General features: G+C 72.7%; 22 protein-coding genes. 14 read left to right on the forward strand and 8 right to left on the reverse strand.

Annotated features, from left to right (window positions below; all coding sequences use genetic code 11):
- The 7 genes from KZ829_RS25250 to KZ829_RS25280 all read right to left on the reverse strand — a co-directional run.
- The coding region (locus tag KZ829_RS25250) for an S-adenosylmethionine synthetase N-terminal domain-containing protein (RefSeq protein ID WP_281428226.1) at nt 1-440 on the reverse strand (440 nt) is incomplete at its 3' end.
- Nucleotides 437-1666 (reverse strand): benzoate/H(+) symporter BenE family transporter, encoded by a 1230-nt coding sequence (locus KZ829_RS25255; protein WP_220146408.1) that lies wholly within the window; start codon nt 1664-1666, stop codon nt 437-439. The genes KZ829_RS25250 and KZ829_RS25255, both read right to left, overlap by 4 nt.
- Nucleotides 1650-2966 (reverse strand): nucleotide sugar dehydrogenase, encoded by a 1317-nt coding sequence (locus KZ829_RS25260; RefSeq protein WP_220146409.1) that lies wholly within the window; start codon nt 2964-2966, stop codon nt 1650-1652. The genes KZ829_RS25255 and KZ829_RS25260 overlap by 17 nt, the downstream gene beginning before the upstream one ends.
- Before the next feature lie 40 nt (nt 2967-3006).
- A complete protein-coding gene (locus tag KZ829_RS25265; RefSeq protein ID WP_220146410.1) occupies nt 3007-3954 on the reverse strand; it encodes a UbiA family prenyltransferase in 948 nt (315 codons plus the stop codon).
- On the reverse strand, nt 3951-4781 hold the full coding sequence (locus tag KZ829_RS25270) for a class I SAM-dependent methyltransferase (protein WP_188123024.1): 831 nt from the start codon (nt 4779-4781) through the stop codon (nt 3951-3953). The genes KZ829_RS25265 and KZ829_RS25270 overlap by 4 nt, the downstream gene beginning before the upstream one ends.
- A 33-nt stretch (nt 4782-4814) precedes the next feature.
- The gene (locus KZ829_RS25275) at nt 4815-5930 is read right to left on the reverse strand and encodes a DegT/DnrJ/EryC1/StrS family aminotransferase (RefSeq protein ID WP_220146411.1); all 1116 of its coding nucleotides are present in this window, start codon (nt 5928-5930) and stop codon (nt 4815-4817) included.
- Entirely contained in the window at nt 5927-7105 is a 1179-nt protein-coding gene (locus KZ829_RS25280) for a DegT/DnrJ/EryC1/StrS family aminotransferase (protein WP_308285652.1), read from the reverse strand. Before KZ829_RS25280 ends, KZ829_RS25275 begins: the two co-directional genes overlap by 4 nt.
- A gap of 488 nt (nt 7106-7593) precedes the next feature.
- Here KZ829_RS25280 and KZ829_RS25285 point away from each other — a divergent pair, with 488 nt between their 5' ends.
- The 11 genes from KZ829_RS25285 to KZ829_RS25335 all read left to right on the forward strand — a co-directional run bounded on the left by KZ829_RS25285 (nt 7594) and on the right by KZ829_RS25335 (nt 19828).
- Nucleotides 7594-8637, forward strand: coding sequence for a polyprenyl synthetase family protein (locus KZ829_RS25285; RefSeq protein WP_220146412.1), 1044 nt, complete (start codon nt 7594-7596; stop codon nt 8635-8637).
- Between the two features lie 16 nt (nt 8638-8653).
- Complete coding sequence (locus KZ829_RS25290; protein ID WP_220146413.1) at nt 8654-9688, forward strand: Gfo/Idh/MocA family oxidoreductase; 1035 nt, start codon at nt 8654-8656, stop codon at nt 9686-9688.
- Nucleotides 9681-10568, forward strand: coding sequence for a sugar phosphate isomerase/epimerase family protein (locus KZ829_RS25295; RefSeq protein ID WP_220146414.1), 888 nt, complete (start codon nt 9681-9683; stop codon nt 10566-10568). Before KZ829_RS25290 ends, KZ829_RS25295 begins: the two co-directional genes overlap by 8 nt.
- Nucleotides 10565-11863: a M20 family metallopeptidase gene (locus tag KZ829_RS25300; RefSeq protein WP_220146415.1), complete on the forward strand. Its 1299-nt coding sequence runs from the start codon at nt 10565-10567 to the stop codon at nt 11861-11863. The genes KZ829_RS25295 and KZ829_RS25300 overlap by 4 nt, the downstream gene beginning before the upstream one ends.
- Nucleotides 11864-11869: 6 nt before the next feature.
- Nucleotides 11870-12997 carry an Ldh family oxidoreductase gene (locus KZ829_RS25305; protein WP_220146416.1) on the forward strand — a complete coding sequence of 376 codons (1128 nt, stop codon included), beginning with the start codon at nt 11870-11872 and terminating at the stop codon, nt 12995-12997.
- Nucleotides 12994-13908: a Gfo/Idh/MocA family protein gene (locus KZ829_RS25310; RefSeq protein WP_220146417.1), complete on the forward strand. Its 915-nt coding sequence runs from the start codon at nt 12994-12996 to the stop codon at nt 13906-13908. Before KZ829_RS25305 ends, KZ829_RS25310 begins: the two co-directional genes overlap by 4 nt.
- Nucleotides 13905-14321: a DUF6917 domain-containing protein gene (locus KZ829_RS25315; RefSeq protein ID WP_220146418.1), complete on the forward strand. Its 417-nt coding sequence runs from the start codon at nt 13905-13907 to the stop codon at nt 14319-14321. The genes KZ829_RS25310 and KZ829_RS25315 overlap by 4 nt, the downstream gene beginning before the upstream one ends.
- A 10-nt stretch (nt 14322-14331) precedes the next feature.
- The gene (locus KZ829_RS25320; protein WP_220146419.1) at nt 14332-15252 is read left to right on the forward strand and encodes an alpha/beta hydrolase; all 921 of its coding nucleotides are present in this window, start codon (nt 14332-14334) and stop codon (nt 15250-15252) included.
- Nucleotides 15249-16673 (forward strand): NAD(P)/FAD-dependent oxidoreductase, encoded by a 1425-nt coding sequence (locus KZ829_RS44145; protein ID WP_220146420.1) that lies wholly within the window; start codon nt 15249-15251, stop codon nt 16671-16673. The genes KZ829_RS25320 and KZ829_RS44145 overlap by 4 nt, the downstream gene beginning before the upstream one ends.
- The gene (locus KZ829_RS25330; RefSeq protein ID WP_220146421.1) at nt 16670-17335 is read left to right on the forward strand and encodes a class I SAM-dependent methyltransferase; all 666 of its coding nucleotides are present in this window, start codon (nt 16670-16672) and stop codon (nt 17333-17335) included. The genes KZ829_RS44145 and KZ829_RS25330 overlap by 4 nt, the downstream gene beginning before the upstream one ends.
- Nucleotides 17336-17455: 120 nt before the next feature.
- Nucleotides 17456-19828, forward strand: coding sequence for an ATP-binding protein (locus KZ829_RS25335; protein WP_220146422.1), 2373 nt, complete (start codon nt 17456-17458; stop codon nt 19826-19828).
- A gap of 884 nt (nt 19829-20712) precedes the next feature.
- On the opposite strand, the gene sigJ is transcribed toward KZ829_RS25335, so the two are convergent.
- Nucleotides 20713-21594, reverse strand: coding sequence for an RNA polymerase sigma factor SigJ (sigJ, locus tag KZ829_RS25340; protein WP_308285653.1), 882 nt, complete (start codon nt 21592-21594; stop codon nt 20713-20715).
- A gap of 131 nt (nt 21595-21725) precedes the next feature.
- Between sigJ and KZ829_RS25345 the strand changes: the two genes are divergently transcribed.
- The 3 genes from KZ829_RS25345 to KZ829_RS25355 are packed head-to-tail and all read left to right on the forward strand — an operon-like array spanning nt 21726 to nt 25596.
- The gene (locus tag KZ829_RS25345; RefSeq protein ID WP_220146423.1) at nt 21726-23366 is read left to right on the forward strand and encodes a DHA2 family efflux MFS transporter permease subunit; all 1641 of its coding nucleotides are present in this window, start codon (nt 21726-21728) and stop codon (nt 23364-23366) included.
- Nucleotides 23367-23397: 31 nt separating this feature from the next.
- Nucleotides 23398-23880 carry an ester cyclase gene (locus KZ829_RS25350; protein WP_220146424.1) on the forward strand — a complete coding sequence of 161 codons (483 nt, stop codon included), beginning with the start codon at nt 23398-23400 and terminating at the stop codon, nt 23878-23880.
- Nucleotides 23881-23901: 21 nt separating this feature from the next.
- A complete protein-coding gene (locus KZ829_RS25355) occupies nt 23902-25596 on the forward strand; it encodes an AMP-binding protein (protein WP_220146425.1) in 1695 nt (564 codons plus the stop codon).
- The last annotated feature ends 22 nt before the right edge of the window (nt 25597-25618 follow it).

The raw sequence follows: 25618 nt of genomic DNA on the forward strand, positions 1-25618 counted from the left end.
CGGGCCAGACGGTGCGCCAGCGCGATCGGCAACGGCATCAGCTCAGGCGTCTCCGAGCACGCGAAACCGAACATCATGCCCTGGTCGCCGGCGCCTTGCGAGTCCAGGTCGTCCCCGTCGACACCGAGGGCGATGTCCGGCGACTGCCCGCCGATCGACACGCTCACGCCGCAGGAGGCGCCGTCGAAACCCTTCTTCGACGAGTCGTAGCCGATGTTCAGGACGGTGTCGCGCACGATCTTGGGGATGTCGGCGTAAGCCTGGGTGGTGACCTCACCCGCCACGTGCACCTGGCCGGTGGTGATCAGGGTCTCCACCGCGACACGGCTACGCGGGTCCTGCGCGAGCAGGGCGTCGAGAATCCCGTCGCTGATCTGGTCAGCGATCTTGTCCGGGTGGCCTTCGGTGACCGACTCGGAGGTGAACAAGCGAAGGTTCATCGTCTTCTCCAGCTGTCCGGGATGAGATGTGGGGTCTGACCGGGCACGCGCCGCCGGGTCAGGATCAGGTGGGCCAGGATCCCGAGGACCAGGCCCCAGAAGGGGGCGGCGAGGCCGAGCACGGTGATGCCCGACCCGCTCACCAGGAAGGTGATCAGTGCGCTCTCCCGGCCCTGCGGCTCGGCGAACGCCCCGGCCAGGCCGTTCAGCAGCGGGCCGAGCAGCGCGATCCCGGCCATCAGCGCCACCAGTTGCGACGGCAGGGCCAGGAAGACCTGGGCGAGCGCCATGCCCACCGAGCCGACCAGCAGGTACCAGAAACCGGTCGACAGGCCGGCGACGTACCGCCGGCGCGGATCCGGGTGGGCGTCGGGGCCCGCGCAGATCGCCGCGGTGATCGCCGCGACGTTGATGCCGGGGCTGCCGAACGGCGCGAGCGCCACCGACGCGACGCCGGTCGCCAGGACCACCCGGCCGGCCGGTGGGTGATAGCCGGCGGCGTTCAGCACCGCGAAGCCCGGCGCGTTCTGCGAGGTCATCGTGACCACGAAGAGCGGCAGTGCCAGACCCACCAGCGCGGCGGCGCTGAACTGCGGTGCCGTCCAGAGCGGGACGGCCGGGTTCAGCCGGACGCCGCCGAGGTGCAGACCGGTGGTGACCGCCGTGGTGAGCACCCCGGTCGCGAGGGTGAGGGCCAGGGCGTACCGGGGGAGCAGGCGACGTGCCACCACGTAGGTCAGGATCATGACGCTCGCCAGCAATGGAGCCTTGTCGAGGGCGCCGAACGCGCCGAGGCCGTAGCGCAGCAGGATGCCGGCCAGCATCGCGGCGGCGATCGTCACCGGGATGCGCGCCATCAGCCGGGTCAGCACGCCGCTCAGGCCGGCGAGGACGGTGAGCACCCCGGCGACCAGGTAGGCGCCGACCGCCTCGGCGTACCGGTACTCGGCGAGCCCGGTCACCAGGAGCGCGGCGCCCGGGGTGGACCAGGCCGCCAGGATCGGCATCCGGTACCGCAGGGAGAGCACGATGCCGGCCAGCCCGCTGCCGATCGAGATCGCCCAGATCCACGACGCGAGCCGCTCGTCGCTCAGCTGAGCCGCCCGGGCCGCCTGGATGACGACCACGAGCGGGCCCGCATAGGAGACCAGGGCGGCCACGAGACCGGCCACCACGGCCGGGAACGAGAAGTCGCGCAGCAGGGACGGCTCAGAGGAGTTCGACATTGGCGTGCCCGGCCGGCGCCCGGTTCCGGCAGTCGAAGACGTACCGCGCGTGGCGTACGACCATGTCGTAGTCGAAGTCGTCGTGGTCGGTCAGGATGACCGCGACGTCGGCCGCCTCCACCTCATGGCGGGTCAGTTCGACCCGGGTGACGCCGGCGCCCGCCGGGGGCGCCTCGACCGCGTGCGGCTCCGCGGCACGGACGTCGGCGCCCCGTGCGGCGAGCAGTTCGGCGACCCGCACGGCGGGCGACTCCCGTACGTCACTGGTGTTCTTCTTGTAGGCCAGCCCGAGCAGCAGCACCCGCGAGCCGTTGATCGCCTGCCGCTGCCGGTTGAGCCCCTGCAACAGGCGGTTGACCACGTAGTTGGGCATGTGCTCGTTGACGTCGTTGGCGAGTTCCACGAAGAGGAACCGTTTGCCCAGCTTGCGCTGCACCCGCCAGGACAGGTAATGCGGATCGATCGGCAGGCAGTGGCCGCCGACCCCGGGACCGGGCGTGAACCGCATGAACCCGAACGGCTTGCTGGAGGCGGCGTCGATCGCCTCCCAGACGTCGATGCCGAGCTCCTCGGCGCACATCGCGACCTCGTTGACGAAACCGATGTTGACGTGCCGGAAGGTGTTCTCGATGAGTTTGGACAGTTCGGCCACCTTCGGCGAGCTGACCGGGACGGTGCGCTCGACGACGCTGCCGTAGAACTGCTCGGCCCGCCGCAGTGCCGCCTCGCCGAGGCCGGAGACCAGCTTGGGAGTGTTCTCCAGGTGCCATTCCCGGTTGCCCGGGTCGATCCGCTCGGGGCTGTAGCCGAGGTGGAAGTCGTCGAGCCGCAACCCGGACGCCGCCGTCAGCAGCGGCGCCACGATCTCCTCGGTGGTGCCCGGATAGGTGGTGGACTCCAGGATCACCAGGGCGCCGGGCCGCAGATGCCGCCCCAGGGTCCGCGACGCGTCCTCGATGTACGACAGGTCGGGCGCTCCGTCGCGCAGCGGCGTCGGCACGGTGATCACCGCGACGTCGAACCCGGCCAGGTCGGCCTCGACGAGCGTGGGCTGGAACCGGCCGCTGCCCAGCACGGCGGCGAGCCGCTCGGCGGGGATGTCCTCGACGTACGACTCGCCGGCCGCCAGCCGCTTGATCCGGCGCTCGTCCACGTCGTACCCGATCACGGTGTGCCCGACCTCGGCGGCCCGGACGGCCAGTGGCAGCCCGACGTAACCCTGGCCCACGATGACGACCCGCAAGCCGCTGTCGTGGACGTCGGTGGCCGGCGCCGGGCCGGCTTCGATGCGCGTCACCATCGCTGATCTCCTTGTGCGTGCGTTCGATTGCGTACGGTGCTCAGCGGACGTGGAAGATGAGCAGGTTCGCCACGACGAGGACGGCCACCCCGGTCCGGTGCGCGGTGATGCCCAGCTTCCGGGCGGCGAGGGGCTGCTCGCGCAGCAGGCCGAAGCCCACCTGCCGGAGCCGGATCAGCAGCACCGGCAGCCAGATCACGGCGAACCACCACGGCGCCGCCCCGGTGGCGACGGCGATGCCGATCGCCACCGGTTCGAGCAGGGTCAGCAGGCCGATCAGCACCCGGTAGGTGTCCGGGGACACCCGGGTGGCGAGGTTGCGCCGGCCGGCCGCGCGGTCGCCCTCGACGTCGTTGACGTTCGAGTAGACCGAGACGAGCAGGCTCCAGAGGCCGAACAGGAACGACTCCAGCAGCGCCAGCCCGCTGACCGAGCCGGCCAGCAGCCAGTACGGGATGAGGACGCAGAGCGCCGTGCTGAGCAGGATCACCAGCTCCTGGCCGCCGCGGTAGCTCAGGCGCAGACCGTACGAGTACTGCACGCTGATGAACACCGAGAACGCGGCCGCCACGATGGCCCCCACCGGCTGGTACGGGGCGATCAGGATCGCCGCGGTCCAGCAGAGCACCCCCCACAGCGCCGCCGCGTAGCCGAACCGCACCGCCTGCCTGACGGTCAGCGCCCCGCTCAGCAGCGGCTTGCGGGCCCGGTCGCGCAGCGCCGCCCCGGGCGCGTAGTTGCGGTCGTCGCTGCCGTCGCGGTAACCGGTCACGTCGTCGAGGGTGACCGTCGCCGCGACCACGCCGGCCCAGCCCAGATCGAAGAGCAGCAGCACGGCGAAGGTGCTCGGATCGGTCCGCGCCGGCGCGGTGAGCAGCGTCCAGACGACGAAGACGCAGAGGTAGTAGTCGTAGAAGGAGAGTTTCGCCAGTTTCGCGTACGCCCGCAGCCGGTCGCCGAGCGGTGGCGTCACGGGCAGCACGGTCATCGGCCGGCTCCCGGTGAGCCGGAGGGCCGGCGGGCGATCGTGGAGATGAGGATCTGGCTGAGCCAGTAGTTCTCCGGGTCGGCCATCTCGGCCAGCGCCTCGTCGATCCGCTCGGCGGTGAGCAGGCCGGCCGCCAGGATCCTCGGGCGCATGTAGTCGAGCCACAGCATGTAGTGGCGGGCCTGCGGGGAGCCGCCGCGCACCATCACCACACGCCCGTCGGCCTGGGCGTCCAGGCCGAGCGCGCGTGCCGCCTGGAGGTCGAAGTGGCCGCCCCGGGGCTCGTGCCCGGCCTGGGCCATCAGTCCGTACCCGGCCTCCCGGACGTCCTGGAGGAAGTCGGTCGAGCGGAAGCTGCGGAACAGCGGCAGCGAGTCGGTGTCCTCCAGGAAGAGGGTGCCGCCCGGGCGCAGGGCCCGGACCAGCCGCGCGATGGCCGCCTCCCGGTCCGGCAGGTGCTGGATCAGCATCCGGGAGTGGATCAGGTCGAACGCGTCGGCCGGCAGGTCGTCGGAGCGCAGGTCGTGGCACCACACCTCGACCTGGTGGCCGCTCAGCCAGCCCAGCCGCTCGACCTCCAGATCGGTGGCGACCACCCGGCCGCCGGGACCGACCCGGTCGGCCAGCCACTGGGCCGCGGAGCCGTACCCGGCGCCCACTTCCAGGCAGGACCAGCCGGGTGCGACACCGATCTGGTCGAAGCGAGCGACCGTTCCCGGGTCCCAGAGGGCCTCGTTGGTGCGCAGCCGTTCGGTCTCGCGGTCCCAGCCGGGATCGAAGACGTAGCCGGAGGAGATGTCGTCGGTGGAGGATTCGAGCAGATTCATGTCGGTGGCTCCAGTGGTCACGGGCGGCGGCTCTCAGGAGACGAACGCGCAGACGGTGTCGGCGATGTACTCGACGTCGGCGTCGGTGAGGTGCGGCCAGATCGGGATGGCGACGTTGGCGCGGCCGGCCCGGCGGGCGTTCGGCCAGGCCCGGTCCGGCGTGGCGAAGTTCGCGAAGGCCTGCTGCTCCGGCAGGGGGATCGGGTAGTAGACGTGCGACCCGATGCCCTTCTCGGTCAGCCAGGCCCGCATCTCGTCACGACGGTCCACGAGCAGGGAGTAGACGTAGTAGCAGCGGCCGTCGCGGCCGGGCGGAGGCGCCTGCACCCCGCGGTCGGCGAGCCCGGCGAAGCGCGCGGTGTAGTAGTCGGCGATCCGCGCCCGGCGTTCCAGCCGGTCGGCGAAGCCGGGCAGCCGGTGCAGCTGGAACGCGGCGAGCACCTCGTCGAAGCGGCTGTTGACGCCGAGCCGGTGGTGCAGGAAGCGGGTCACGCCGTCCTGGCCGTGGTTGCGGATCATCCGGCAGGCCCGCGCCAGCTCGTCGTCGTCGGTGAGCACCATGCCGCCCTCACCCGGCGTGCCGAACGCCTTGACCTGGAAGAAGGAGAACACCCCCAGGTCACCCCAGCGGCCGGCCGGGTGGCCGCCGAGCACCGCGCCCTGGGCGACCGCGGCGTCCTCGATGAGCGCCAGCGAGTGGCGCGCCGCGATGTCCCGGAACGCGGGCATGTCGGCCATGATCGAGAAGACGTGGGCCGGCAGCAGCGCCCTGGTCCGTGGCGTGATCAGCTTCTCGGTCTCGAACGGGTCCATGACCAGCGTCCACGGGTCGATGTCGGCGAACACCGGCACCGCCCCCACGTTGGCCACCGCGCTGGCGACCGGCTGGCAGCAGAAGGCCGGCACGATGACCTCGTCGCCGGGGCCGAGGCCGAGCGCCCGCACGCTCAGCTCCAGCCCGCCGGTTCCGCTGCCGCAGGCGATGACGTGCCGGGCGCCGGTCATCTCGGCCAGCGCGGCCTCCAGCCGGGCGGTGCGCTCGCCGAGGATGAATCTCTGGTCCGGTGTCGTGCCGACCTCGTGCACCAGGGCGAGCATCGCGTCGCGGTCGGTCTCGAACAGGTCGGGCGGGAAGAAGGGCAGGTTCACGCGGCGCTCCCGGTGTAGAACTCGCGGACGGCGTCACACACCCGGTCCACGTCGTCGATGCTCAGGTCGGGATAGAAAGGCAGGCCGACCGCGTGACGGCAGGCCGCCTCGGCGTGCGGGAACTGACCCTGGCGGTAGCCCAGCTCGGCGAAGACGGGTTGGGTGTGCAGCGGGATCGGGTAGTAGACCTCGGTGCCGATGCCCCGGGCCGTGAGGTGCGCGACCAGGTCGTCGCGGCGGTCCACCTCGATCAGGTAGACGTAGAAGACCGAGTCGGTGGGCACCGGCCGGGTCACCACGCGCGGTGTCCTGCGTACCCCCGGCACGCCGGTGAGCCGCGCGGTGTAGGCCTCGGCGAGCCGGGCCCGGGTCGCGATGTCGTCGTCCAGGTGCGGCAGTTTGGCGAGCAGGACCGCGGCTTGCAGATCGTCCGTCTTGCTGTTGGTGCCCGAGACGCCGGAGAGGTTGGAGATCCCCGCGATGTGGTCGATGGTCCGGCCGATCCGCCCGTGGTGGCGCAGCGTGCCGGCCCGGTCGGCGATCCCCGGGTCGTCCGTGATGATCATCCCGGCGTCGCCGATGGCGCCGAGCGTCTTGGTCGGGAAGAACGACAGCACGCCGCCCGCGCCGAGCAGCCCGGCGTGCCGCCCGTCCCAGCGCATGCCGATCGCCTCGGCGCTGTCCTCCAGCACCGTGATCCCGTGCCGGGCGGCGAGCTGGAGCACACCCTCCATGTCGCACATCTGCGTGAACAGGTGTACCGGCATGATCCCGGCGGTCCGGGGCGTGATCGCCGCCTCGGCGGAGGCGGGATCGATGCCGTAGGTGTCCGGGTCGATGTCGGCGAAGGTGGGGCGGGCCCGTGCCAGCGCCACCGAGCTGGCCGACGCCACGAAGGTGAAGGCGGGCACCACGACCTCGTCGTCCGGGCCGATCCCGGCGGCGCGCAGCAGCAGGGTCAGGGCGTCCGTGCCGTTGTTGACGGCCACCGCGAACCGGGCGCCGGTGTAGCCGGCGATCGCCTGCTCCAGCTCCTCGACCTTGCGGCCGTGCGAGAACTTGCCGCGGTCGAAGACGTCGTGGAGGTGCCGGGCGATCTCCGGCCATCTGGCGTCGAAGCTTTTCGCCTGGGTGAAGAACGGGACGCCGGCAGGTGGCGCCGTTGCTGGCTTCACGCGCAGCTCCTCAGAATCGGTGAATGAGGGAGTCTCTTTACAGGTCGTAGACAACCCGGAGAATGTTTCAAAAGATTCGCCGACGTCAATCACGGTCGATCGTAGGCAACCTCGACGAAGCCTAGGTCACGGCTATCTCCAGCGACAACTGACAGCTTCTGGCAATGCCTAATGGCAGCCGTAACAAGAACCAGCCATGCCTTGCCGGGGCCCTGTTGAGGGAGGGGGCAGACCGGATTTTTCGGGCATTCCTGGTGCTCTTTGCCCGTTATATCGGTCTATTTGACAACGCCGGAATGTCCTTGACAAGGTGCGCGGTGGTCCCCGAGCGTATTAGCCGACGCGCTGCCGGGCCTCTTCCGGCGGCATCCGGCCTCCTTTCAGGCGTTACTCGGTTATCGGCAGCCGACCGGATTCCGCGCGTTCAATTTCAGTTCAGCAGTGGTGGATCGGGGGCTTCATTTATGTCCGCAGATCAGGAAACCGGCTTGCCGGCGGCCGCCCGGGCGGCGGCCGCGGCCCGGGATCGCCTGCTCGCCCGCGCCGACGAACGCATCGGCGAACTGCTGGCCGGCGAGCACGCCCGGTGGTCCGCGGTGCACGACCTGGCGGCCGTCCCGGTCGAGGCGATCGAGACGCTCGTCGGCTCCGGCGGCAAGCGGCTCCGGCCGTCCTTCGTGATCAGCGGCTACCTCGCCGCGGGCGGTGCCGAGGCGGCGTCCGGGCCGGTCGTCGACGCGGCCGCGGCGATCGAGCTGCTGCACGCCTTCCTGCTGCTGCACGACGACGTCTTCGACGACTCGGCGCTGCGCCGTGGCCGGCCGACCGCTCACGAGCACCACGCCGATCAGCATCGTGCCGCCGGGTGGGCCGGTGAGTCCCGCCGCTACGGCGAGGCGGTGGCGACCCTCGCCGGCGACCTGGCGCACGGCTACGCCGACCGGCTGACGGCCGGCCTGCCCGCCGACGCCCGCCGGATCTGGTTCGAGCTGCGCGAGGAGGTCCTCGTCGGGCAGTTCCTCGACCTGCGCGCGGCGGCCGGGCGCCGGTTCGACGCTCCGCTGGCCCGCTGGATCGCCATCGCCAAGTCCGGCCGGTACAGCATCCAGCGGCCGCTCGCCCTCGGCGCCGTCCTGGCCGGCCGGCCCGATCTGATCGAGCCGTTCACCCGCTTCGGCGACGCGCTCGGCGAGGCGTTCCAGCTCCGCGACGACCTGATCGACACGTACGGCGACTCCGCCGCCTCGGGCAAGCCGTCCCGTCTCGACGTCGCCGGGCACAAGATGACCCTGCTCCTGGCCCTCGCGGCCGCCCAGAACGACCGGATCGGCGACCTGCTCGACGGCGCCGGGACCGGCGCCGCGACGCTGATCGGCGAGCTCGACCGGCTCGGGGTGCGCGAACAGGTGGAGAAGCACATCGACGAACTGGTGGCCGAGGCCGGAACCGCCCTCGACGGGATCGACCTGTCACCCGGCTGGGATCCGGCACTGCGGCTGACGGCGAATCACGTCGCCTACCGCGACCGGTGACGAGGGGGAGACCGTCATGTTCCGTGTCTTGATCATCGGGTTCGGGCGATCCGGCCACGGCCTGCACCTGCCCGTCCTGCGCCGGTTGCGCGCGGGCCGGCACGCCGGGCTGTTCGCGGACGCGCCGATCGCGGTCCACGACCCGTACGCGCCCGCACCGGCCCCCGCGCCGGATCTGCGGCCGCTCGCCGACCTGGCCGCCGCCCCCGCCGTGGCGCCGCCGGACGAGACCGTGGTGCATCTCTGCACCCCACCCGAGGTACGGGTCCGCGTCCTGCGCGAGCTGGCCGCGATGGGCTACCGGCGGTTCCTGGTGGAGAAGCCGGTGGCCACCGACGAGGCGTCGGCCGAGCAGATCCTCGACCTGCGGCGCCGCCTCGGCCTGCACATGGTGGTGGTGGCGCCGTGGCTGGCCAGCACCCTCACCGCCGGCCTGCGCCGGCTGATCACGGACGGCACCCTCGGCACGCTCAGCCGCATCGACATCCTCCAGACCAAGCCGCGCCTCGGGCGTACGCTGCGCGGCGACGGCCACCCGACCGCGCTCGACGTCGAGGTGCCGCACTCGACCGGTGTGGCGCTGCGCCTGGCCGGCCCGGCCCGGCTGGTCGACGCCGGCTGGACCGACATGCGCGCCGGCGACCGGGTGGTCCCGCGGATGGGCACCGGCCGGCTGACCCTGGCACACGCCACCGGCACGCGTACGCACATCTTCACCGACCTCACCTCGCCGATCCGCGAGCGGCGGATCACCCTCACCTTCACCGGAGGGCAGGCCGTCGGGTTCTACCCGAGCAGCGAGACCGACCACTACGCGCATCTGCGGACCTCCGGGCTGGCCCATCCCGGCGCACGCCAGATGTTCGTCGACGACTCGCTGACCGAGTTCATGCTGCACGCGTACACGGCGTTCCGGGACGAGACCGACCACGAGCTCGACCTGCTGCTCAACATGGACGTCGTACGCCTGATCAGCGCGGCGAAGGCCCGGATCACGGCGGCCGAGCAGGCGACGCGGCCGCCGACGCTCGCCGGGACCCGTCATGGCTGAGCGGCGGCTGACCGTGGCGCCCTCGGGCATCACCCTGGGCGGCATCGGCGACGAGGCGGCCCCGGACCTGGCCGGGCAGATCGAGGCGCACACCCGGCTCGGCTGGTCGGCGATCGAGCTGCGCAACGTCGACGGCCACGCTCTCGCCGACCTCGGCGACGGCGCCTTCGAGCAGGCCCGGGACGCGATCGCCGCGGCCGGCCTGCGGGTGACCTGTGTGGACTCGCGGATCGCGAACTGGGGCCGGCCGATCAGCGGCAACCTGGGCGCCGACGTCGCCGAGCTGGCCACCCTCGCGCCGCGCTGCCGGGCGCTGGGCACCCGGTACGTGCGCATCATGTCCTACCCCAACGACGGGCTGACCGCCGCCCAGTGGGGCGCCGAGGTGGTCCGCCGGATCCGGTTGCTCGCCGCCCAGGCGGCCGACGAGGGACTGGTCCTGCTGCACGAGAACTGTGCCGGCTGGGCGGGGGAGAGCGCCGAGCGGACGCTGCGGTTGCTGGACGCGGTGCAGAGCCCCGCGCTTCGGCTCGTCTTCGACATCGGCAACGGCCTGGCGTACGGCTACCAGGGCTACGACTTCCTCACCCAGGTGGTCGACGCGGTGGCGCACGTGCACGTCAAGGACGGCGTCGACCGGGCCGGCACTCCGGTCTGGACCGATCCCGGTGACGGAGACTGCCGGGTCGCCGACTGCCTGCGGCTGCTCGCCGACCGGAACTGGACCGGGGTCTGCTCCATCGAACCGCACCTCAACGTCCAGCCGCACGCCGGCGTGACCGACGCGGGGGCCGCCGGGAAGGACGCCTTCGTGGCGTACGGCCGGCGGCTCGAAGAGCTGCTGCGCACCGCCGTCCCCCGGCTACGGGTCCGCACGTGAGCGCCCCGCAGATCCCGGCCGGGCAGGTGGAGCTGCGGCGCGCGGACCGTGACCTCCTGCTGCGCCTGCTCGCCGTGGACACGGTCAGCCCGCTCGAGACCGGGGTCCTCTCGGACGGTCTGTGGCAGGCCCAGCGTGCCTACGCGGCCGCGGCGGCGGAGCTGGGTTTCGTGGTGGCCCGGCACGAGGCGCCGACCGCCGCCGACCTGACCGGGACCGGGGTGCCGGCGTCGGTCCGGCGGGCGGCGGCCGACCCGGGGTTCCTCGCCTGCCAGCCGAGCCTGGTGCTCCGGCTCGGCCCGCCGCGGTCCGCCGACCGCACCGTGATGTTCAACGTGCACCTGGACACGGTCGCCGGGGTGGAGCCGGTCAGGGAGGAGGCGGACCGGATCCACGGCCGCGGCGCGGTGGACGCCAAGGGCCCGGCGGTCGCCCTGCTCGCCGGCGTCCGCGCCGCCCTGGAGACCGAGCCGCGGCTCACCGACCGGGTCACCGTGCTGATCCAGGCGGTGGCCGGCGAGGAGGGCGGAGCGATGGGGGTCCTCGGCACCCGGCCCCTGGTGCGGGCCGGCTTCACCGGCCGGATCAACCTGTTCTGCGAGCCGACCGGCGGCCGGCTGCTGGACCACTGCACCGCGTCGATGACCGCGTGCCTGTCCGTCGACGGGGAGGACGCCATCGACGACCGGCCCGGCGCCGGGCACAACGCGACAGTGCTCCTCGGCTACCTGGCCCAGCACCTGGCCGTGGCGTTGTCCGGCGAGACCGCGGGCGGGCAGGTCTGCGTGGCCGGGATGCACACCGGCGACGCCCACAACCGGGTGTACGGCTCGGGCCGCCTGCTGCTCAACCTGTCGTACGGCACCCCGGAGGCGGGCCGGGCGCTGGCGGCCGCGACCGAACAGGCCGTGGCCGAGGGGCTCGCCGCCTTCCGTACCGTCTTCGCCGGCCGGCCGGGATTCGCCCGGACCGCGACCGACGCCGCCGCGGTGACCCGCCTGGAATGGCTCAAGCGCGACCTGCCCGCGCTGACCCCGTCCGGCGACCCGGTCGCCCGGGCGCTCCTGGAGGAGCACGCCGGCCTGCCGCGCTGGCCGGCGGACGAGCCGGGCTTCACCTGCGACGCCATCTGGATGCAGGGGGTGCCCGGCGCGCACACCGCCGTGTTCGGGCCCGGCGATCTCGCCGCCAACCGGGCACACGCGGCGGGGGAGTACGTCGACGTGGCCGATCTCGAGCGGTACGCCGCCGCGATCGGCCGTGTCCTGGTCCAGTTCAGCCGAACCGAAAGTTGACCATCGATGACCTCAGCAAGCACCGTGGCGGTGACCGGAGACGTCTCGGTCGCCTACCCGGACCTGATCACCTTCACCACCGGCGTCTTCGAGCATCACGGCGTGCCGGCCGCGCGGGCCAGGACGGCGGCCGAGGCGCTGTGCCACGGCGACCTGACCGGCGTGCGATCCCACGGGCTGGCCAATCTGACCCGCCTCTATCTGCCCCTGTTCGCCGAGGGGCGGGCCGATCCGGTCGCGGAGCCGCGGGTGCTCGCCGACCGCGGCGCCAGCGTGCTGCTCGACGGCGGCCGGGCGCTGGGACTGTGGCTGGCCGCCGAGGCGGTGGACCTCGCCGTCGAGCGGGCCCGCGAGCACGGTGTCGGCCTGGTGTCGATCCGCAACGCCACCCACTTCGGCTGCGCGGGCTTCCACGCGGCCCGCGCCGTCCCGCACGACATGGTCGGCCTGCTGGCCGGCAACTGCGGCCGGCAGCGGATCGCCCGGCCGCCGGGCGCCCGGCCCGCGCTGCTCGGCACCAACCCGCTGAGCATCGCCGCGCCGGCCGGCCCGCACCACCCCTTCGTGCTGGACATGAGCACGACGGTGGTGCCGACCGGGCGGATCCGGGCGGCCGAGCGCGCCGGCGAGACGATCCCGGTGGGCTGGCTGGAGGACACCGACGGCCGGCCGGTCACCGACCCGGGCGCGCTGGACCGCCGGGAGGCCTACGTGCAGTGGCTCGGCGGCTCGCCGGAGACCGGGGCCTTCAAGGGGTACGGGCTGGCGCTGCTGGTGGAGGTGCTGGCGGCCGCGGTCGCCGGCGCCGGACTCGGCCCCGATCCGGAGGCGTTCGGCGGTGACGGCGGCCCCACCGGCCGGGACGACGACATCGGCGTCTTCGCCCTGGCCGTCGCACCCGGCGAGCTGCGTGGCGCGGACGGCTTCCGGCAGACCGTCACGGCGCTGTTCGGCGCGCTGCTCGACAGCCCGGCGACGCGGCCCGGCCGGGGGGTCCGCTATCCCGGCTGGTACGAGGCGGAGCGGGCCGGCGAATACCAGCGAGACGGTGTTCCGCTCGGCGCGGCCCTCGCGGCCGAACTGCGCGCGGTCGCCGACGAGACCGGCGTCGCCTTCCCGGCGGTGATCCGATGAGCGACCTGCGGGTGGGGGTGATCGGCCTCGGCGTGATCTCCCGGTTCTACGTCGATGCGTTCGCCGGGGTGCCCGGCATCCGCCTCGAGGCGGTGTGCGACCTGCGCCCGGAGGTGCTCGACCCGTTCGCCGGGCGGGCGCGGCGCTACACCGGCCACCGGGCGATGCTGGCTGCCGGCGGGATCGACGCCGTCGTGGTCAACGCCCCGAACGACGTGCACCTGGAGATCTGCCGGGACGTGCTGAACGCGGGCCTGCCGGTCTGCGTGGAGAAGCCGCTGGCCCTCGACGTCGCCGGGGGCCGCGAACTGTCCGATCTGGCCCGCGCCCGTGGGCTCACCCTGTTCACCGCCTTCCACCGCCGGTACAACGACAACGTCCTGCGGCTGCGCGACGGGTTGCCGGCCGGGGTGCCGGTCGCCGACCTGACCGTGCGGTACCTGGAGAAGATCGAGGAGCACGCCGGCACCGACAGCTGGTACCTGGATCCGGGCCGGTGCGGTGGCGGATGCGTCGCCGACAACGGGCCGAACGCGTACGACCTGGTGCGGCTCTTCCTCGGTGAGGTCTCCGTCGAGGACGTCCGGGTGACCCGGGACGGCGCGGGCGTCGACCAGCAGGCCGTCGTGGAGCTGCTGTCCGCCGGCGGGGTTCCGGCCCGGGTCGAGCTGGACTGGGCCTACCCCGGTGAGATCAAGGACGTCACGGTACGGCTGGCCGACGGGACCACCGCGTACGCCGACATGCTGGCCGGCCACTCCGAGTTCAAGAGCTCGCTGTGGCACGAGTACGTCGCGGTGCTCACCGATTTCGCGGCGGCGGTGCGGGGCGGGCCGTCGTCGCACCGTACCGAGGACGGTCTCGCCGCGCTCCGGCTGGTCGAGCAGACGTACGCCCGGGAGGCGCGATGAATCCGGCCGAGGACGGGCCGAAGCGCCCGGTCCACGCGGTGGTCGTCAAGACGCTGGTCCACCGGCGTGACGACCGCGGCATGAGCCTGGAGCCGTTCGCGAGCCGTTGCGTGCGGGCCGGCGAGGTGCACGAACTCGTCACCACCGACCACACCGAGACCGCCGCGGGCGCCCGGATCGACCGGGTCGGCTTCCTCGGGTTCGCCGAGGTCGGCAACGCCGGCGTGCTGGACCGCGGCGACGAGGTGGTGATCGGCGGCGAGGTGGTGGGCACGGTGCTCGGCTTCGACGGCTGCCACTTCCCGAACCACTACAACGTGCTGATCCGCACCCCGGTGCCGGTCACCGGACCCGACCTGGGCCTGAAGCCGGAGATCGAGATCCAGTTCCGCCCGGCCCGGCGTTTCCCCTAAGGAGAACAGCATGTCAGCCAACCGTGCGATCACGTTCGACGTCGCGCTGCACGACGGCGATCCGGTCCGGTACCCGGTGCACGCCGAGCTCTTCCTGCCCGAGGGCCCGGCCCCCGATTCCGTCCAGGTCCTGATCTCCGGCCTGACCTACGACAGCCGGTACTGGACGCTGCCCGGTGCGAACGACTACGTGGCACACCAGGTCCGGGCCGGTCACGCCGTTCTGGCCCTGGACCGGATCGGCACCGGGCGCAGCGGCCGGCCGCCGGCCACCGAGGTCACCGTGGACGGCAACCTCGCGGCGCTGCACCAGGTGATCACCGCGCTGCGGGCCGGTCACGCCGGCCTGCCCGCGTTCCGCCGGGTGATCGTGGTCGGGCACTCGCTCGGCTCCGGTCTGGCGCTGCTGGAGGCCGCCGAGCACCGCGACGTCGACGGCGTGGTGGTCACCGGGCTCCAGCACCGTTTCGGCCCACTCCACGACGAGGTCGCCGGCGGGCTCCACCCGGCGGCGCTCGACCCGGCGTTCGAGGCAGACACCGCGCCGGAGGGCTACCTCACCACCCAGCCCGGTAGGCGGGCGGATTTCTACGAGCACCCCGGCGCGGTGACGCCCGAGCTGAGCAAGTGGCACGAGGAGACGAAGTCGACGGTCACCCTCGGCGAGGGCGGCACCCTCCAGCGGATCTACGACCCGGCGGTGCCGGCCGGCGTGGAGGTCCCGGTCATGCTGGTGGTGGGAGCCGAGGACCGGATCTTCGGCGGCGGTGACGCCGCCACGGTCCTCGCGCACGAGCGGCCGCTCTACGCGCCCGCGGCCCGGCTGGAGGTGTTCGTGCTCCCCGCCGCCGGTCACGCGCTGAACGTGCACGCGAACGCCGCGGAGTGGTTCACCGCCGCCGGCGCCTGGATCGACGGGATCCTCCGGTGACCGCCCCGGCCGCCGGCGGTCACGCGATCGTGCTCGGCGCCAGCATCACCGGCCTGGTCATGGCCCGGGTCATGGCCGACCACGTCGAACGGGTGACGATCGTCGAACGCGACACCCTGCCGGACCGGCCCGCCTGGCGGCGCGGTGTGCCGCAGGCGCGGCACACCCACAACCTGCTCGCCGCCGGGCAACGGGCGCTCGACGAGCTCTTCCCCGGCCTCACCGGCCAGTTGCGCACGGCCGGCATGGTGCCGGTCCGGATGCCCCGCGACATGCTGCTGCTGGTGGCCGGCGGCTGGGTGAACCGGTTCGACGGCCCGCACGTGGTGCTGACCGGAACGCGGGACCTGCTGGACCATCACGTGCGGTCCCGGCTGCGCGAGATCCCGAACGTCGACTGGCTGGAGGCCACCGAGGCGACCGGCCTGCTCGCCGCGGACGACGGTGGCGTCGCCGGGGTCCGGGTCCGCACCCGGACCGCCGGCGGGGGCACCGAGGAGAGCGACCTGCGGGCCGACCTGGTGGTGGACGCGACGGGCCGTACGTCACAGGCGGGCGCCTGGCTGCGGGCCCTCGGGTACGACGCGCCGGAGGAGTCCGTGGTGGACCCCCGGACCTCCTATGCGACGTGCGTGTTCGAGCCCGGGCCGGATCAGCGGCGCGACTGGAAGTGCATCCTGATCCAGTCCACCGAACGGGAACCGCGCCAGGGCATCCTCAACCCGATCGAGGGCGGCCGCTGGATGGTGTCGGTGACCGGGATGAACGGTGAACGCCCGCCACACGATCACGACGGTTTCGTGGAATTCGCGCGGGGACTGCGTACCCCGGTGCTCTACGAGGCGCTGCGCACCGCGACCCCGGTGTCGCCGGTGTACGGGTCCGGCCGTACCGAGAACCGCCGCCGGCACTACGAGAGGCTGTCCCGCTGGCCGGACCGGTTCATCGTGGCCGGTGACGCCTTCGGCTCCTTCAACCCCTCGTACGGCCAGGGCATCTCGGTGGCCGCCCGGACCGCGGTGGCGGTCGGCCGGGCGATGGCCGCGGCCCGGGAACGCAACGCCGGCCGCCTGCCGGCCGGGCTCGCGGCCCGCCTGCGCAAACCGATCGCGGCCGAGGTGAACGCGGCCTGGGCGCTGTCGGCGGCGGCCGACTCGGGCTACCCCTGGGCGCGCGAGGGCAGCCAGCCGCTGCCGGACCGGCTCGCCGGCCGGTACATGCAGCGCCTGCTCCGGGTGGTCACCGACGACCAGCGTGCGGCCACCGCGCTGTTCGACATGACGCACCTGGTGGCGCCGCCCACCGTGGTCTTCCGGCCGGGCATCGTGGCCGCGGTGCTCCGTGGCCCCCGCCGGACCGTCATCGACACCGTCACACCCCCGGCCGACCGGGGCCTGATCTTCGAGGGGGAGCGGTCATGACCGTCGACGAGAACCGCCGCATGGTGGATGTCTACCGCAATCTGGCGGGAAAGTACGACATCGTGTCGAACCGGCTGTACGTGGTCGGTCAGCGCACGATGGCCTACAAGCATCTGGCCGTCCAGCAGCTCGATCTCAAACCGGGCGACACCGTGGTGGACGCCGGCTGCGGCACCGGCCACAATCTGCCGCTGCTGTCGAAGGCGGTGGGTCCCACCGGGCGGGTCATCGGTGTCGATCTGACCGACGCCATGCTGGCCCGGGCCGACGACCGGGTACGCCAGCACGGGCTGACCAACGTCACGTTGCAGGAGGCGGACCTGACCAGGTTCGTCTTCCCGAAGGACACCGCCGGCATCATCGCGTGTTTCTCGCTGACCCTGATCAGGGAATTCGACACGGTGATCCAGCACGGGTTCGATGCGCTGGCGCCCGGCGGCCGGTTCGTGGCGCTGGACTACAAGCTACCGCGCTGGTGGCCGAATTTCGCGGTGCCGGCGATCGGGCCGATGGTGGCGCCGTTCGGCGGGACGCTGGAGATGGTGCGGCGCAAGCCCTTCGAGGAGGTGGCGCGCCATGCGGAGACCATGCGCATGCTGGAGCGCTACTTCGGCTGGGTGTACGTCGCCGTCGGTGTCGCGGGCAAGAGATCAACGGTTTGATCGACGTTTATGTAATGTCAATCACGCCTGGCGATCTGCGCCCGGAAGGTGGGAGAACTATCTAATGGAACGACGAGGGCCGATGTAAAGGCCCGCTTGCCGATTGGTGATCTTCATCAGATGTACGGGGGCTATGAGGTGTCGCGTGACCATTTACCGGGGGTTGTCGAAACGATCGATCGCTCCTCGGGATTCCTTCCGGTCGGGTCGCTGCTGCCGCTCGTCGGCCGTACGGAGGAACTCGCGACGCTCACCGGGCACCTGCTCTCCCCGGACCTCCGCATCCTGAACCTGACCGGGCCGGGTGGGGTCGGCAAGACCCGCCTGGCCCTGGCCGCCACCGAGCTCGCCGCCGCCGAGCAGCCGGTCGACGTCGTCATCGCCGATCTGGCCGGGGTGACCGACGGCCGTGCGGCGCTCGCCGCCCTCGCCGAGCGGGTCTTCCCGCCGGGCGCCGGCGACGGGCACGAGCTGCTGCTGGTGCTCGACGGCTGCGAGCGGGCCGCCGGCCTCGCCGCCGAGCTGCACCACCTTCTCACCGCGGCGCCCCGGCTGCGGGTGCTGGCCACCAGCCGGGAAGCCCTGGGGGTGTACGGCGAGCGCCTGTTCCGGGTGGACCCGCTGCCCACGCCGCGCCAGGGCGCCCGGGCCGACCCGCTGGAGCTCGAGGAGTACGCCTCGGTGGCGCTCTTCGTGCAGCGTGCCCGGACCGTCGACCCCGCCTTCTCCCTCACCGCGGACAACGCCACGGTGGTCGCGCGACTCTGCGCCCGGCTCGACGGACTGCCGCTGGCCATCGAGCTGTGCGCGGGGCGCCTGCGGCTGTTCTCCCTCGCCACGATGCTGACCCGGGTGCGCGCCGGCAACGGTGTGCTCACCGGGGGGCATGTGGCCGCGCATCCCCGCCAGCGATCCCTGACGGCCACCATCGAGTGGAGCCTCGACGCCCTCGAACCGCCGCTGCGGGAGGCCCTGGACCGGCTCAGCCTCTGCCTCGACGGCTTCGACCTGCGAACCGTCGAGGAGCTGTGCGAGCTCACCCCCGAGGCGGCCGAGCACACGGTCGAGGCCCTCGCCGACCGGAGCCTGATCACGGCCGCCGAGCACACCGGCGACGAGCCGCGGTTCCGGATGCTGCGGACCATGGCGGCGCACTGCCGGGACCGGCTCACCCGGGTCCCCGGACAGCTGGAGGCCGCCCGGGACCGCCACGCCCGCTACTTCGCCGCGCTCGCCGCCCGGACCGGCCCGGCCCTCGACGGGGCCACCCAGGCCACCGCCCTGAACCGGCTGCGCACCGTCCACGACGATCTGCTCGCGGCCCTGACCCACCTGAGCGCCGGCGGCCTGCACCGGGAGGTGGCCGCGCACAGCCTGAACCTCCACCGGTACTTCCTGATCGACACCCGCGCGGCGGAGGGACTGCGGCTGCTCGACGCCGCCGCCGAGCAGTGCGCCGAGATCGACCCGCCGCTCGCCGCCCGGGTCCGGGACGCGGCGGGCCAGCTGGCCACGGCCCTCGGCGACCCGGACGCCGCCGCCGACCGGCACGAGCGGGCGGTGGACGTGCTGGCCGATGCGGTCGGCGACCCCGCGGACGTGCTCCAGGCCCGGGCCCGCGGCCGCACGGCACGCCTGCTCGCCGGCTCCGGCACCGGCCGCGACCCGGCCGCCAGGATCCTGCCGGCCCTGGACGAGTCCCGGCCCGCGGCGGCCGCGGCGGTCCGCCTGAGCCTCGCCGACGTCCTGATCCGCAACGGTGACATGGCCGCCGCCGCGGAACACGCGGAGACCGCCCTCGCGGCGTACCGGCGTCTCGACGACACCTACGGGGAGGCCCTGGCCCTGCGGCAGGCCGCCGTCATCGCCGACGCCGAGGGCGCCGTCGAACGTGCCGACCAGCTGCACCGCCGGAGCCTGCGCATGCTGTACGAGGTCGGCGCCGAGGGCGAACTCGGCCGCGGCCTGACCCACGCCGCGCTGCTGCTGCTCTCCTGTGTGGCCGGTCAGGAGACCCGGGTCGCCCGGGTGCTCGGCACCGCCGACGCGGTGCGCGAACGTGCCGGCGTCACGCTGCTGCCCCACGAGTCGGCGGCGTTGCGGACCGCGGTGGACGACGTCCGTACCCGGCTCGGCGCCCTGGCCTTCGAGACCGCGTGGCGCACCGGCGGCCGGTCCAGCGCCGCCGCCGCGACCCTTGACCTGCTGTCCGCGCCCGGCGCCGAGCCGGTCGAGGTCCTCGACGGCAGCCGCGCCCGCACCCTGACCGCCCGACAGTTCCAGGTCGCGATGCTCGTCGGGCAGGGCATGACGAACCGGCAGGTGGCCAAGCGCCTCGAACTGTCGGAGTGGACGGTGATCAACCACGTCCGGCAGATCATGCGCAAGCTCGACCTGCCGTCGCGGGTGCACGTGGCTCAGTGGATCTCGCAGCAGCGGGGCGCCGAGTCCACCGGCTACGCCGAGGTCGCCGGGCGTGCCGATGCCGGCTGACCCCGATCGTGGGGATGCGGCGGGCGGTTAGAGATCTCCCGTGGTCGAGGTCCGCGTTTCGCTTCCAGCTCCTTCTTCTTGTACGCGAGTCCTTGCCCCGTTCCATCAGGGCTGTCCCGTCCGTGCGGCGCGATCTCGCTGCCTACTTCGGCCTGTGCCGCGCCCGCCGGGCTCAGATCGGTTGGACACCTCCGCATGCTGCCGCTCACGCCGGGTGTGTGGTTGCGGTGGTGCTTGCCAGGCAACCGGGGGTGGTGCTCCCGGCCGTCATGCCAGTCGCGCCGGGTGGGTGGTTGCGCTTGATGCCGGTCGCGCCACGGTGAACCCGTCGGAAGTCACTCACCGTGACCGTGATCTTGTGTGCGTGAGGGTGCGTGGTAGATCCGTGCTGTTCCGGCTACCCGGATGTTCCACAAGGGCCGGTGAACGGGGCCCCTCGCTCACGCGGAGTTCCGACCGGCCGGGCGTTCGGAGGTGAACGCACACGAAAGCCGCCACGTGGGAGGTCATCGCGGCGATAGGTCAGGTAGGCGACCACGACACCGCCGTGTGCGCCCACCCACCCTCGAAAGCGCGACCACCCGCACCGGGCGACCGGCGCGATGGCCGGGAGTGGGCAGCCCCGGTGCCAGGGAGGCAAGACCGCAGCCACTCACCCGGCGCGACCGGCGCGATGGCCGGGAGTGGGCAGTCCCGGTGCTTGGCCGGCAAGACCGCGACCACCCGCCCAGCGTGACCGAAAAGCGCCCGGGCACCGATCTCAGCCCGGCGGGCGCGGCACAGGCCGCAGTCGGCAGCGGGATCGCGCCGACCGGACGGCACTGTCCTGACAGGACGGGGGCGAGGACACGCGTACCACAAGGGAGCGGAAAACGGACGGTGACCTAGCCGGGGACCGAGCCGAGGCGGGTGAGTTTCTCCGGGTTGCGGACCAGCCGGACCACGGCCACCCGGCCCTGCTCGTCGAGGTCGAGCAGGACCGCCGCGGCGATCCCGTCGGCGGTGGCGAGCAGGCCGGCGGGCCCTCCGTTGAGGTCGGCCGGGTGCGCCGCGATGTCCGGCGGGAACAGCTTGATCGAGTCGCGGAAGAACGCGAGCACCGCGTCCCAGCCGTACAGCACCTCGCGCGGCATCTCGTTGGAGCCGTTCGCGTCGGCCCACAGCGCGACGTCGGGGGCGAGCACGTCCATCAGCCCGCTCAGGTCGCCGCCCAGGCAGACCTTCAGGAACCGGTCCGTGACGGTCCGCCGGAGCGCGGGATCGGCGTTGTACCGCGGACGGCGTTCCCGGACGTGCGCGCGGGCCCGCGCGGCGAGCTGGCGCACCGCGGGCTCGGCACGGCCGACGGCCTCGGCCACCTCGGTGTAACCGAACTCGAAGACGTCGTGCAGCACGAAGACCGCACGCTCCAACGGCGACAGCGACTCCAGCAGCACCAGCATGGCCATCGAGACGGACTCGGTCCGCGCCACCGGCTCGTCGGCGCCCGGCGCGCTCGGCAGCGGCTCGGGCAGCCAGGGTCCGATATACGCCTCGCGGCGCACCCGCTCGCGGCGGAGGTGGTCGATCGCCAGCCGGGTGGCCGTGCGCACCAGGAAGGCGCGCGGGTCACGAACCGTCCCGGGCTCCACCCGGTGCCAGCGCAGCCACGTCTCCTGGACCACGTCCTCGGCGTCGGCGGTGCTGCCGGTCATCCGGTACGTCAGCTGGAAGAGCAGCCCGCGATGGCGCTGGAAATCGTCGGTGAACACGGTCTGTCCGGACACGCGCGGCCTCCTGCCGTGGCTACCGATCTCGTTCTCACCTTACTTCGCACGGCATGTCACAGACGACGGGTGCCCCGCGTCGTATGGGCCGAACGCACCGACGCGGAACCGAAATCCGAGGAGACGTGATAGTGAGGAAGTTGCAAGGAAATCCGTGGGCAGTGCTCGTCACCCTGTGCCTCGGCTTCTTCATGGTCCTGCTGGACACCACCATCGTGAACATCGCGATCCCCAGCCTGACCGCCGATCTGGGCGCCTCGTTCGACGAGATCCTGTGGATCGTCAACGCCTACACCCTGGTGTTCGCGGCGCTGCTGCTGGTCGGCAGCCGGTTGGGTGACGTGCTCGGCCGGCGTTCGATGCTGATCACCGGTGTCCTGGTCTTCACCGTCGCATCGCTGCTGTGCGGCCTGGCGCAGACCTCCACCCAGCTGATCGGCGCCCGGGCGCTGCAGGGTGTCGGCGGCATGCTGTTGCTGCCGCAGACGCTGGCGCTGATCACGATGGTCTTCCCGCGCGAGAAGCGGGGCACCGCCTTCGGGGTGTGGAGCGGTGTCGCCGGCCTGGCCCCGGTGGCCGGCCCGATCGTGGGCGGTGTGCTGGTCGACAACGCGTCCTGGCGCTGGATCTTCTACGTCAACGTGCCGATCGGAATCGCGGTCCTCGCCCTCGCGGTGCTCGTGATCCCGGCCACACCCCGGATCGGCCGCTCGATCGACCCGCTGGGCGCGCTGCTCTCCACCGCGGGCCTGACGGCGGTGATCTACGCGCTGATCGAGGGCGAGCGCTACGACTGGGGCCGGATCAACGCGGTCTTCTCCATCCCCTTGCTGCTGGGCGCGGGTCTGCTGCTGCTCGCACTCTTCGTCGCCGACCAGTGGTGGCGCCGTGACCGCAACCCGCTGCTGCCGCTGGGCCTCTTCGCCGGCCGCGACTTCTCGGTGATGGCCTTCGTGACGACCGCCGTCCTGTTCTCCGTGGCCGCGCTCCTGCTGCCGCTGACCCTCTACCTCCAGTCGGTGCTGGACCTGTCGCCGATGCAGGCCGGGCTGGTGCTGGCCCCGCCGTCGATCGTCCAGCTGCTGATCGCCCCGTTCGCGGGCAAGCTCGCCGACCGGGTCGGCGGCAAGTTCATCCTCTTCGGAGGCCTGGTCCTGTTCGCGGCCGGCTTCGGGATCCTCGCGGCCACCGCCGAGGCCGACTCGTCCCGCCTGTCACTGATGCCGGGTCTGCTGATCGCGGGCGTCGGCATGGGCGCCGTCTTCGCGCCGATGAACACGCTGGCCATGCGGGGCGTCACCGTGCAGATGGCCGGCGCGGCCTCCGGGGTGATCAGCCTCGCCCGCCAGTTCGGGTCCGTGCTCGGCGGCGCCGCCGTCGGCGCGCTGTTGCAGTCCCAGCTGTCGAGCCGGATCGTCGTGGCGGTGTCCGACCGGGCCGGCGAGGTGCCGCCGGGTGTGCGCGACGGGTTCGTGGCCGCCATGCGCAGCATCGCCGACGGCAGCGCCTCCTTCTCGCCGCTGGCCGCGCTGGCCCGCCTCGGCATCCCCGAGGCCCAGCGGGCGCAGGTCGGCGCGCTGGCCGCCGAGGTGTTCGGGCGGAGCTTCGCCGAGGCGCTGCGCCCCACGCTGCTGCTGCCCATCGCGACCCTGGTGGTCGCCGCCCTCCTCTGCCTGCTGCTGTCCAACCGCGACGCGGTTCCGGCCGCCCCCGAGCGGCCGGAGACCGAGGACGCCACCGAGCCGGCGACCGCTGTCCAGCGGGTTCGCTGATCCGTTCCACCTCGACCCGAAAGGCACAACCATGACCGACAGCTTCGGCGTCCGCTACCTCACCGCGGTGGCCTCCGCGGACTACGACACCCTGTCCGAGATGTACGCCGACGACGTCGTCTTCTACACGCCGTTCCGCCGCGGTGACACCGGCGTCGCCTTCATCAAGGGCTTCCTCGCGGCGTTCCACCGGGCGCACCCGGGGCTCACTGCCTCGCTGCACGACGAGTTCAGCAACGCCGACGGCACCAAGGTCACGCTCCGGATGAGCATCCGGTGGCACAACACCGGCCCGTTCATGACCTTCCCGCCCACCGGGGCCGAGGGCGTGGAGAGCGAGATCCACACCTTCCGGCTGCGTGACGGCCGGATCGTCGAGCAGTGGGTCGGCCACAACACCCTCGGCCTGACCCGCCAGCAGCTGACCGACTGGCAGATGCCCCTGCCGCAGGACGATCAGGATCCGGCCCCGGCGATCGTGACCGTCCAGGCGACGCCGGTCGAGGTCGGCTGACACCGAGAAGAGGAGATCGAGATGCCGTCGTCACCGGTCCTGGTCGAGGAACAGAGCGATTTCGCCGCGCTGGCCCGGGCGCTGCGACCACCGCCGTACGTCGCTGACCGGTTCTATGCCGAGGGCTGGTGGCGGCGGCAGACCATCCTGCACGACCTCTATCTCGTGGCCGCCCGCTACCCGGACCGGCCGGCGTTCCTGCTGCACCAGGCGGCCGCCGGCCGCACCGTCACCATGCGGTACGCGCAGCTGGTGCAGCACGTCGACCGCTTCGCCCGGGCACTGCTCGCCCTCGGGGTCCGCCGCGGCGATCCGGTGGTGGTCCAGCTGCCCAACTCGTGGGAGGCGATCGCCCTCCTGCTGGCCTGCCTGCGTGCCGGTGCGGTCGCGGTGCCGGTCTCCCCGTCGGTCCGCCAACGGGAGCTCGAGCGCGTGCTGCGGATGACCCAGGCGACGGTGTGCGTGGTGCCCGACCAGTGGCACGGCTTCCCGCACGCCGAGGCGCTGGCCGAGGTGGCCCCCCGGCTGCTCTGGCTGCGGCACCGGGTGGTGCTCGGCGACGCGGCCGCCACCGGGGCGATCGACTTCGCCGGCTTCTTCGTGCACACCTGGCACGACCTGCCGGACGCGCCGCACCGGCTCACCCTCGACGACCCCGACCGGGCGTCCATGGTGGTCTTCACCTCGGGCAGCACCGGCGAGATGAAGGCGGTCCTGCACAGCCACAACACGTTCCGCTGCGGGACCGGCGCCCATGCCGCCGTGCAGGAGCGGGGCTGGGGAGAGAACGAGGTGTTCGCGACACCGTTCGCGGCGTACGACACCACCTCTCTGCTGTTCGCGGTGTGGGGACCCATCCTCTCCGGCGGCACCGGGATCTTCCTGGACCGCTGGGACCCGGAGGTCATGCTCGACGTGGCGGAAAGCGCGGGCGTCACCCAACTGTCCGCCGCGCCGCCGCACTGGCAGGAGCTGGCCGCCGCCCAGCGCCGCCGGCCCCGCGCGCTCAGCCGGCTGCGGACCGCCATCACCACCGGCGCAGCCATGCGACCGGCCATGTTGCAGGAGGTGTCGGCCGCGTTCGGCAAACCGATGCACCGGGTGTGGGGGATGACCGAGACCGGCATGGGCATCCGCACCCGCCCGGACGCTCCGCCCGCGGCGGACGACCTCCAGGTGGGGTACCCGGTGACCGGCCTGGAGACCGATCTGGTGTCCACCGGGGAGGCGGACGAGATCTTCCCGATGCGGGTCCGTGGGCCGTCCGTCTGCCTGGGCGTGTGGCACGACCAGCTCACTGTGCGCGAGACCTGGAAGCACGACGACGGCTGGTTCTCCACCGGGGATCTCGTCACCCGCGAGACGAGCGGGGCGATGCGCATCGCCGGGCGCGTCGACGACCGGATCGGCCACCCGCACATGATCCCGGTGCAGGAGGTCGAGATGGAACTGGCCCGGCACCCCGCGGTGCGCGAGGTCGCGGTGGTGGGATACGTCGACCAGCGGGGCGGCGAACTGCCGTGCGCGGTGGTCGTCCCGAACGGGGTCCCCCCGACCCTGACCGAACTGCGCGACTACCTGACGTGGCGGGGGATGACCGGCTGGTACCGGCCGACCCGGCTGGAGGTGGCGGCCGCGCTGCCCCGCAGCCACGTCGGCAAGATCCGCAAGGACGTGCTGCGCCGCTGGCTCGCCGGCGCCGAGGTGCCGGACTGAGCGCGGATCAACCGTCCATGGC

Source organism: Actinoplanes hulinensis (assembly GCF_019429605.1).
Classification (GTDB): domain Bacteria; phylum Actinomycetota; class Actinomycetes; order Mycobacteriales; family Micromonosporaceae; genus Actinoplanes; species Actinoplanes campanulatus.

Coding starts and splice junctions, on each gene's coding strand:
- KZ829_RS25255 (WP_220146408.1), bottom strand. CDS start 1,666: ATGTCGAACTCCTCTGAGCCGTCCCTGCTGCGCGACTTCTCGTTCCCG.
- KZ829_RS25260 (WP_220146409.1), bottom strand. CDS start 2,966: ATGGTGACGCGCATCGAAGCCGGCCCGGCGCCGGCCACCGACGTCCAC.
- KZ829_RS25265 (WP_220146410.1), bottom strand. CDS start 3,954: ATGACCGTGCTGCCCGTGACGCCACCGCTCGGCGACCGGCTGCGGGCG.
- KZ829_RS25270 (WP_188123024.1), bottom strand. CDS start 4,781: ATGAATCTGCTCGAATCCTCCACCGACGACATCTCCTCCGGCTACGTC.
- KZ829_RS25290 (WP_220146413.1), top strand. CDS start 8,654: ATGTTCCGTGTCTTGATCATCGGGTTCGGGCGATCCGGCCACGGCCTG.
- KZ829_RS25295 (WP_220146414.1), top strand. CDS start 9,681: ATGGCTGAGCGGCGGCTGACCGTGGCGCCCTCGGGCATCACCCTGGGC.
- KZ829_RS25305 (WP_220146416.1), top strand. CDS start 11,870: ATGACCTCAGCAAGCACCGTGGCGGTGACCGGAGACGTCTCGGTCGCC.
- KZ829_RS25310 (WP_220146417.1), top strand. CDS start 12,994: ATGAGCGACCTGCGGGTGGGGGTGATCGGCCTCGGCGTGATCTCCCGG.
- KZ829_RS25315 (WP_220146418.1), top strand. CDS start 13,905: ATGAATCCGGCCGAGGACGGGCCGAAGCGCCCGGTCCACGCGGTGGTC.
- KZ829_RS25320 (WP_220146419.1), top strand. CDS start 14,332: ATGTCAGCCAACCGTGCGATCACGTTCGACGTCGCGCTGCACGACGGC.
- KZ829_RS25330 (WP_220146421.1), top strand. CDS start 16,670: ATGACCGTCGACGAGAACCGCCGCATGGTGGATGTCTACCGCAATCTG.
- KZ829_RS25335 (WP_220146422.1), top strand. CDS start 17,456: ATGTACGGGGGCTATGAGGTGTCGCGTGACCATTTACCGGGGGTTGTC.
- KZ829_RS25350 (WP_220146424.1), top strand. CDS start 23,398: ATGACCGACAGCTTCGGCGTCCGCTACCTCACCGCGGTGGCCTCCGCG.
- KZ829_RS25355 (WP_220146425.1), top strand. CDS start 23,902: ATGCCGTCGTCACCGGTCCTGGTCGAGGAACAGAGCGATTTCGCCGCG.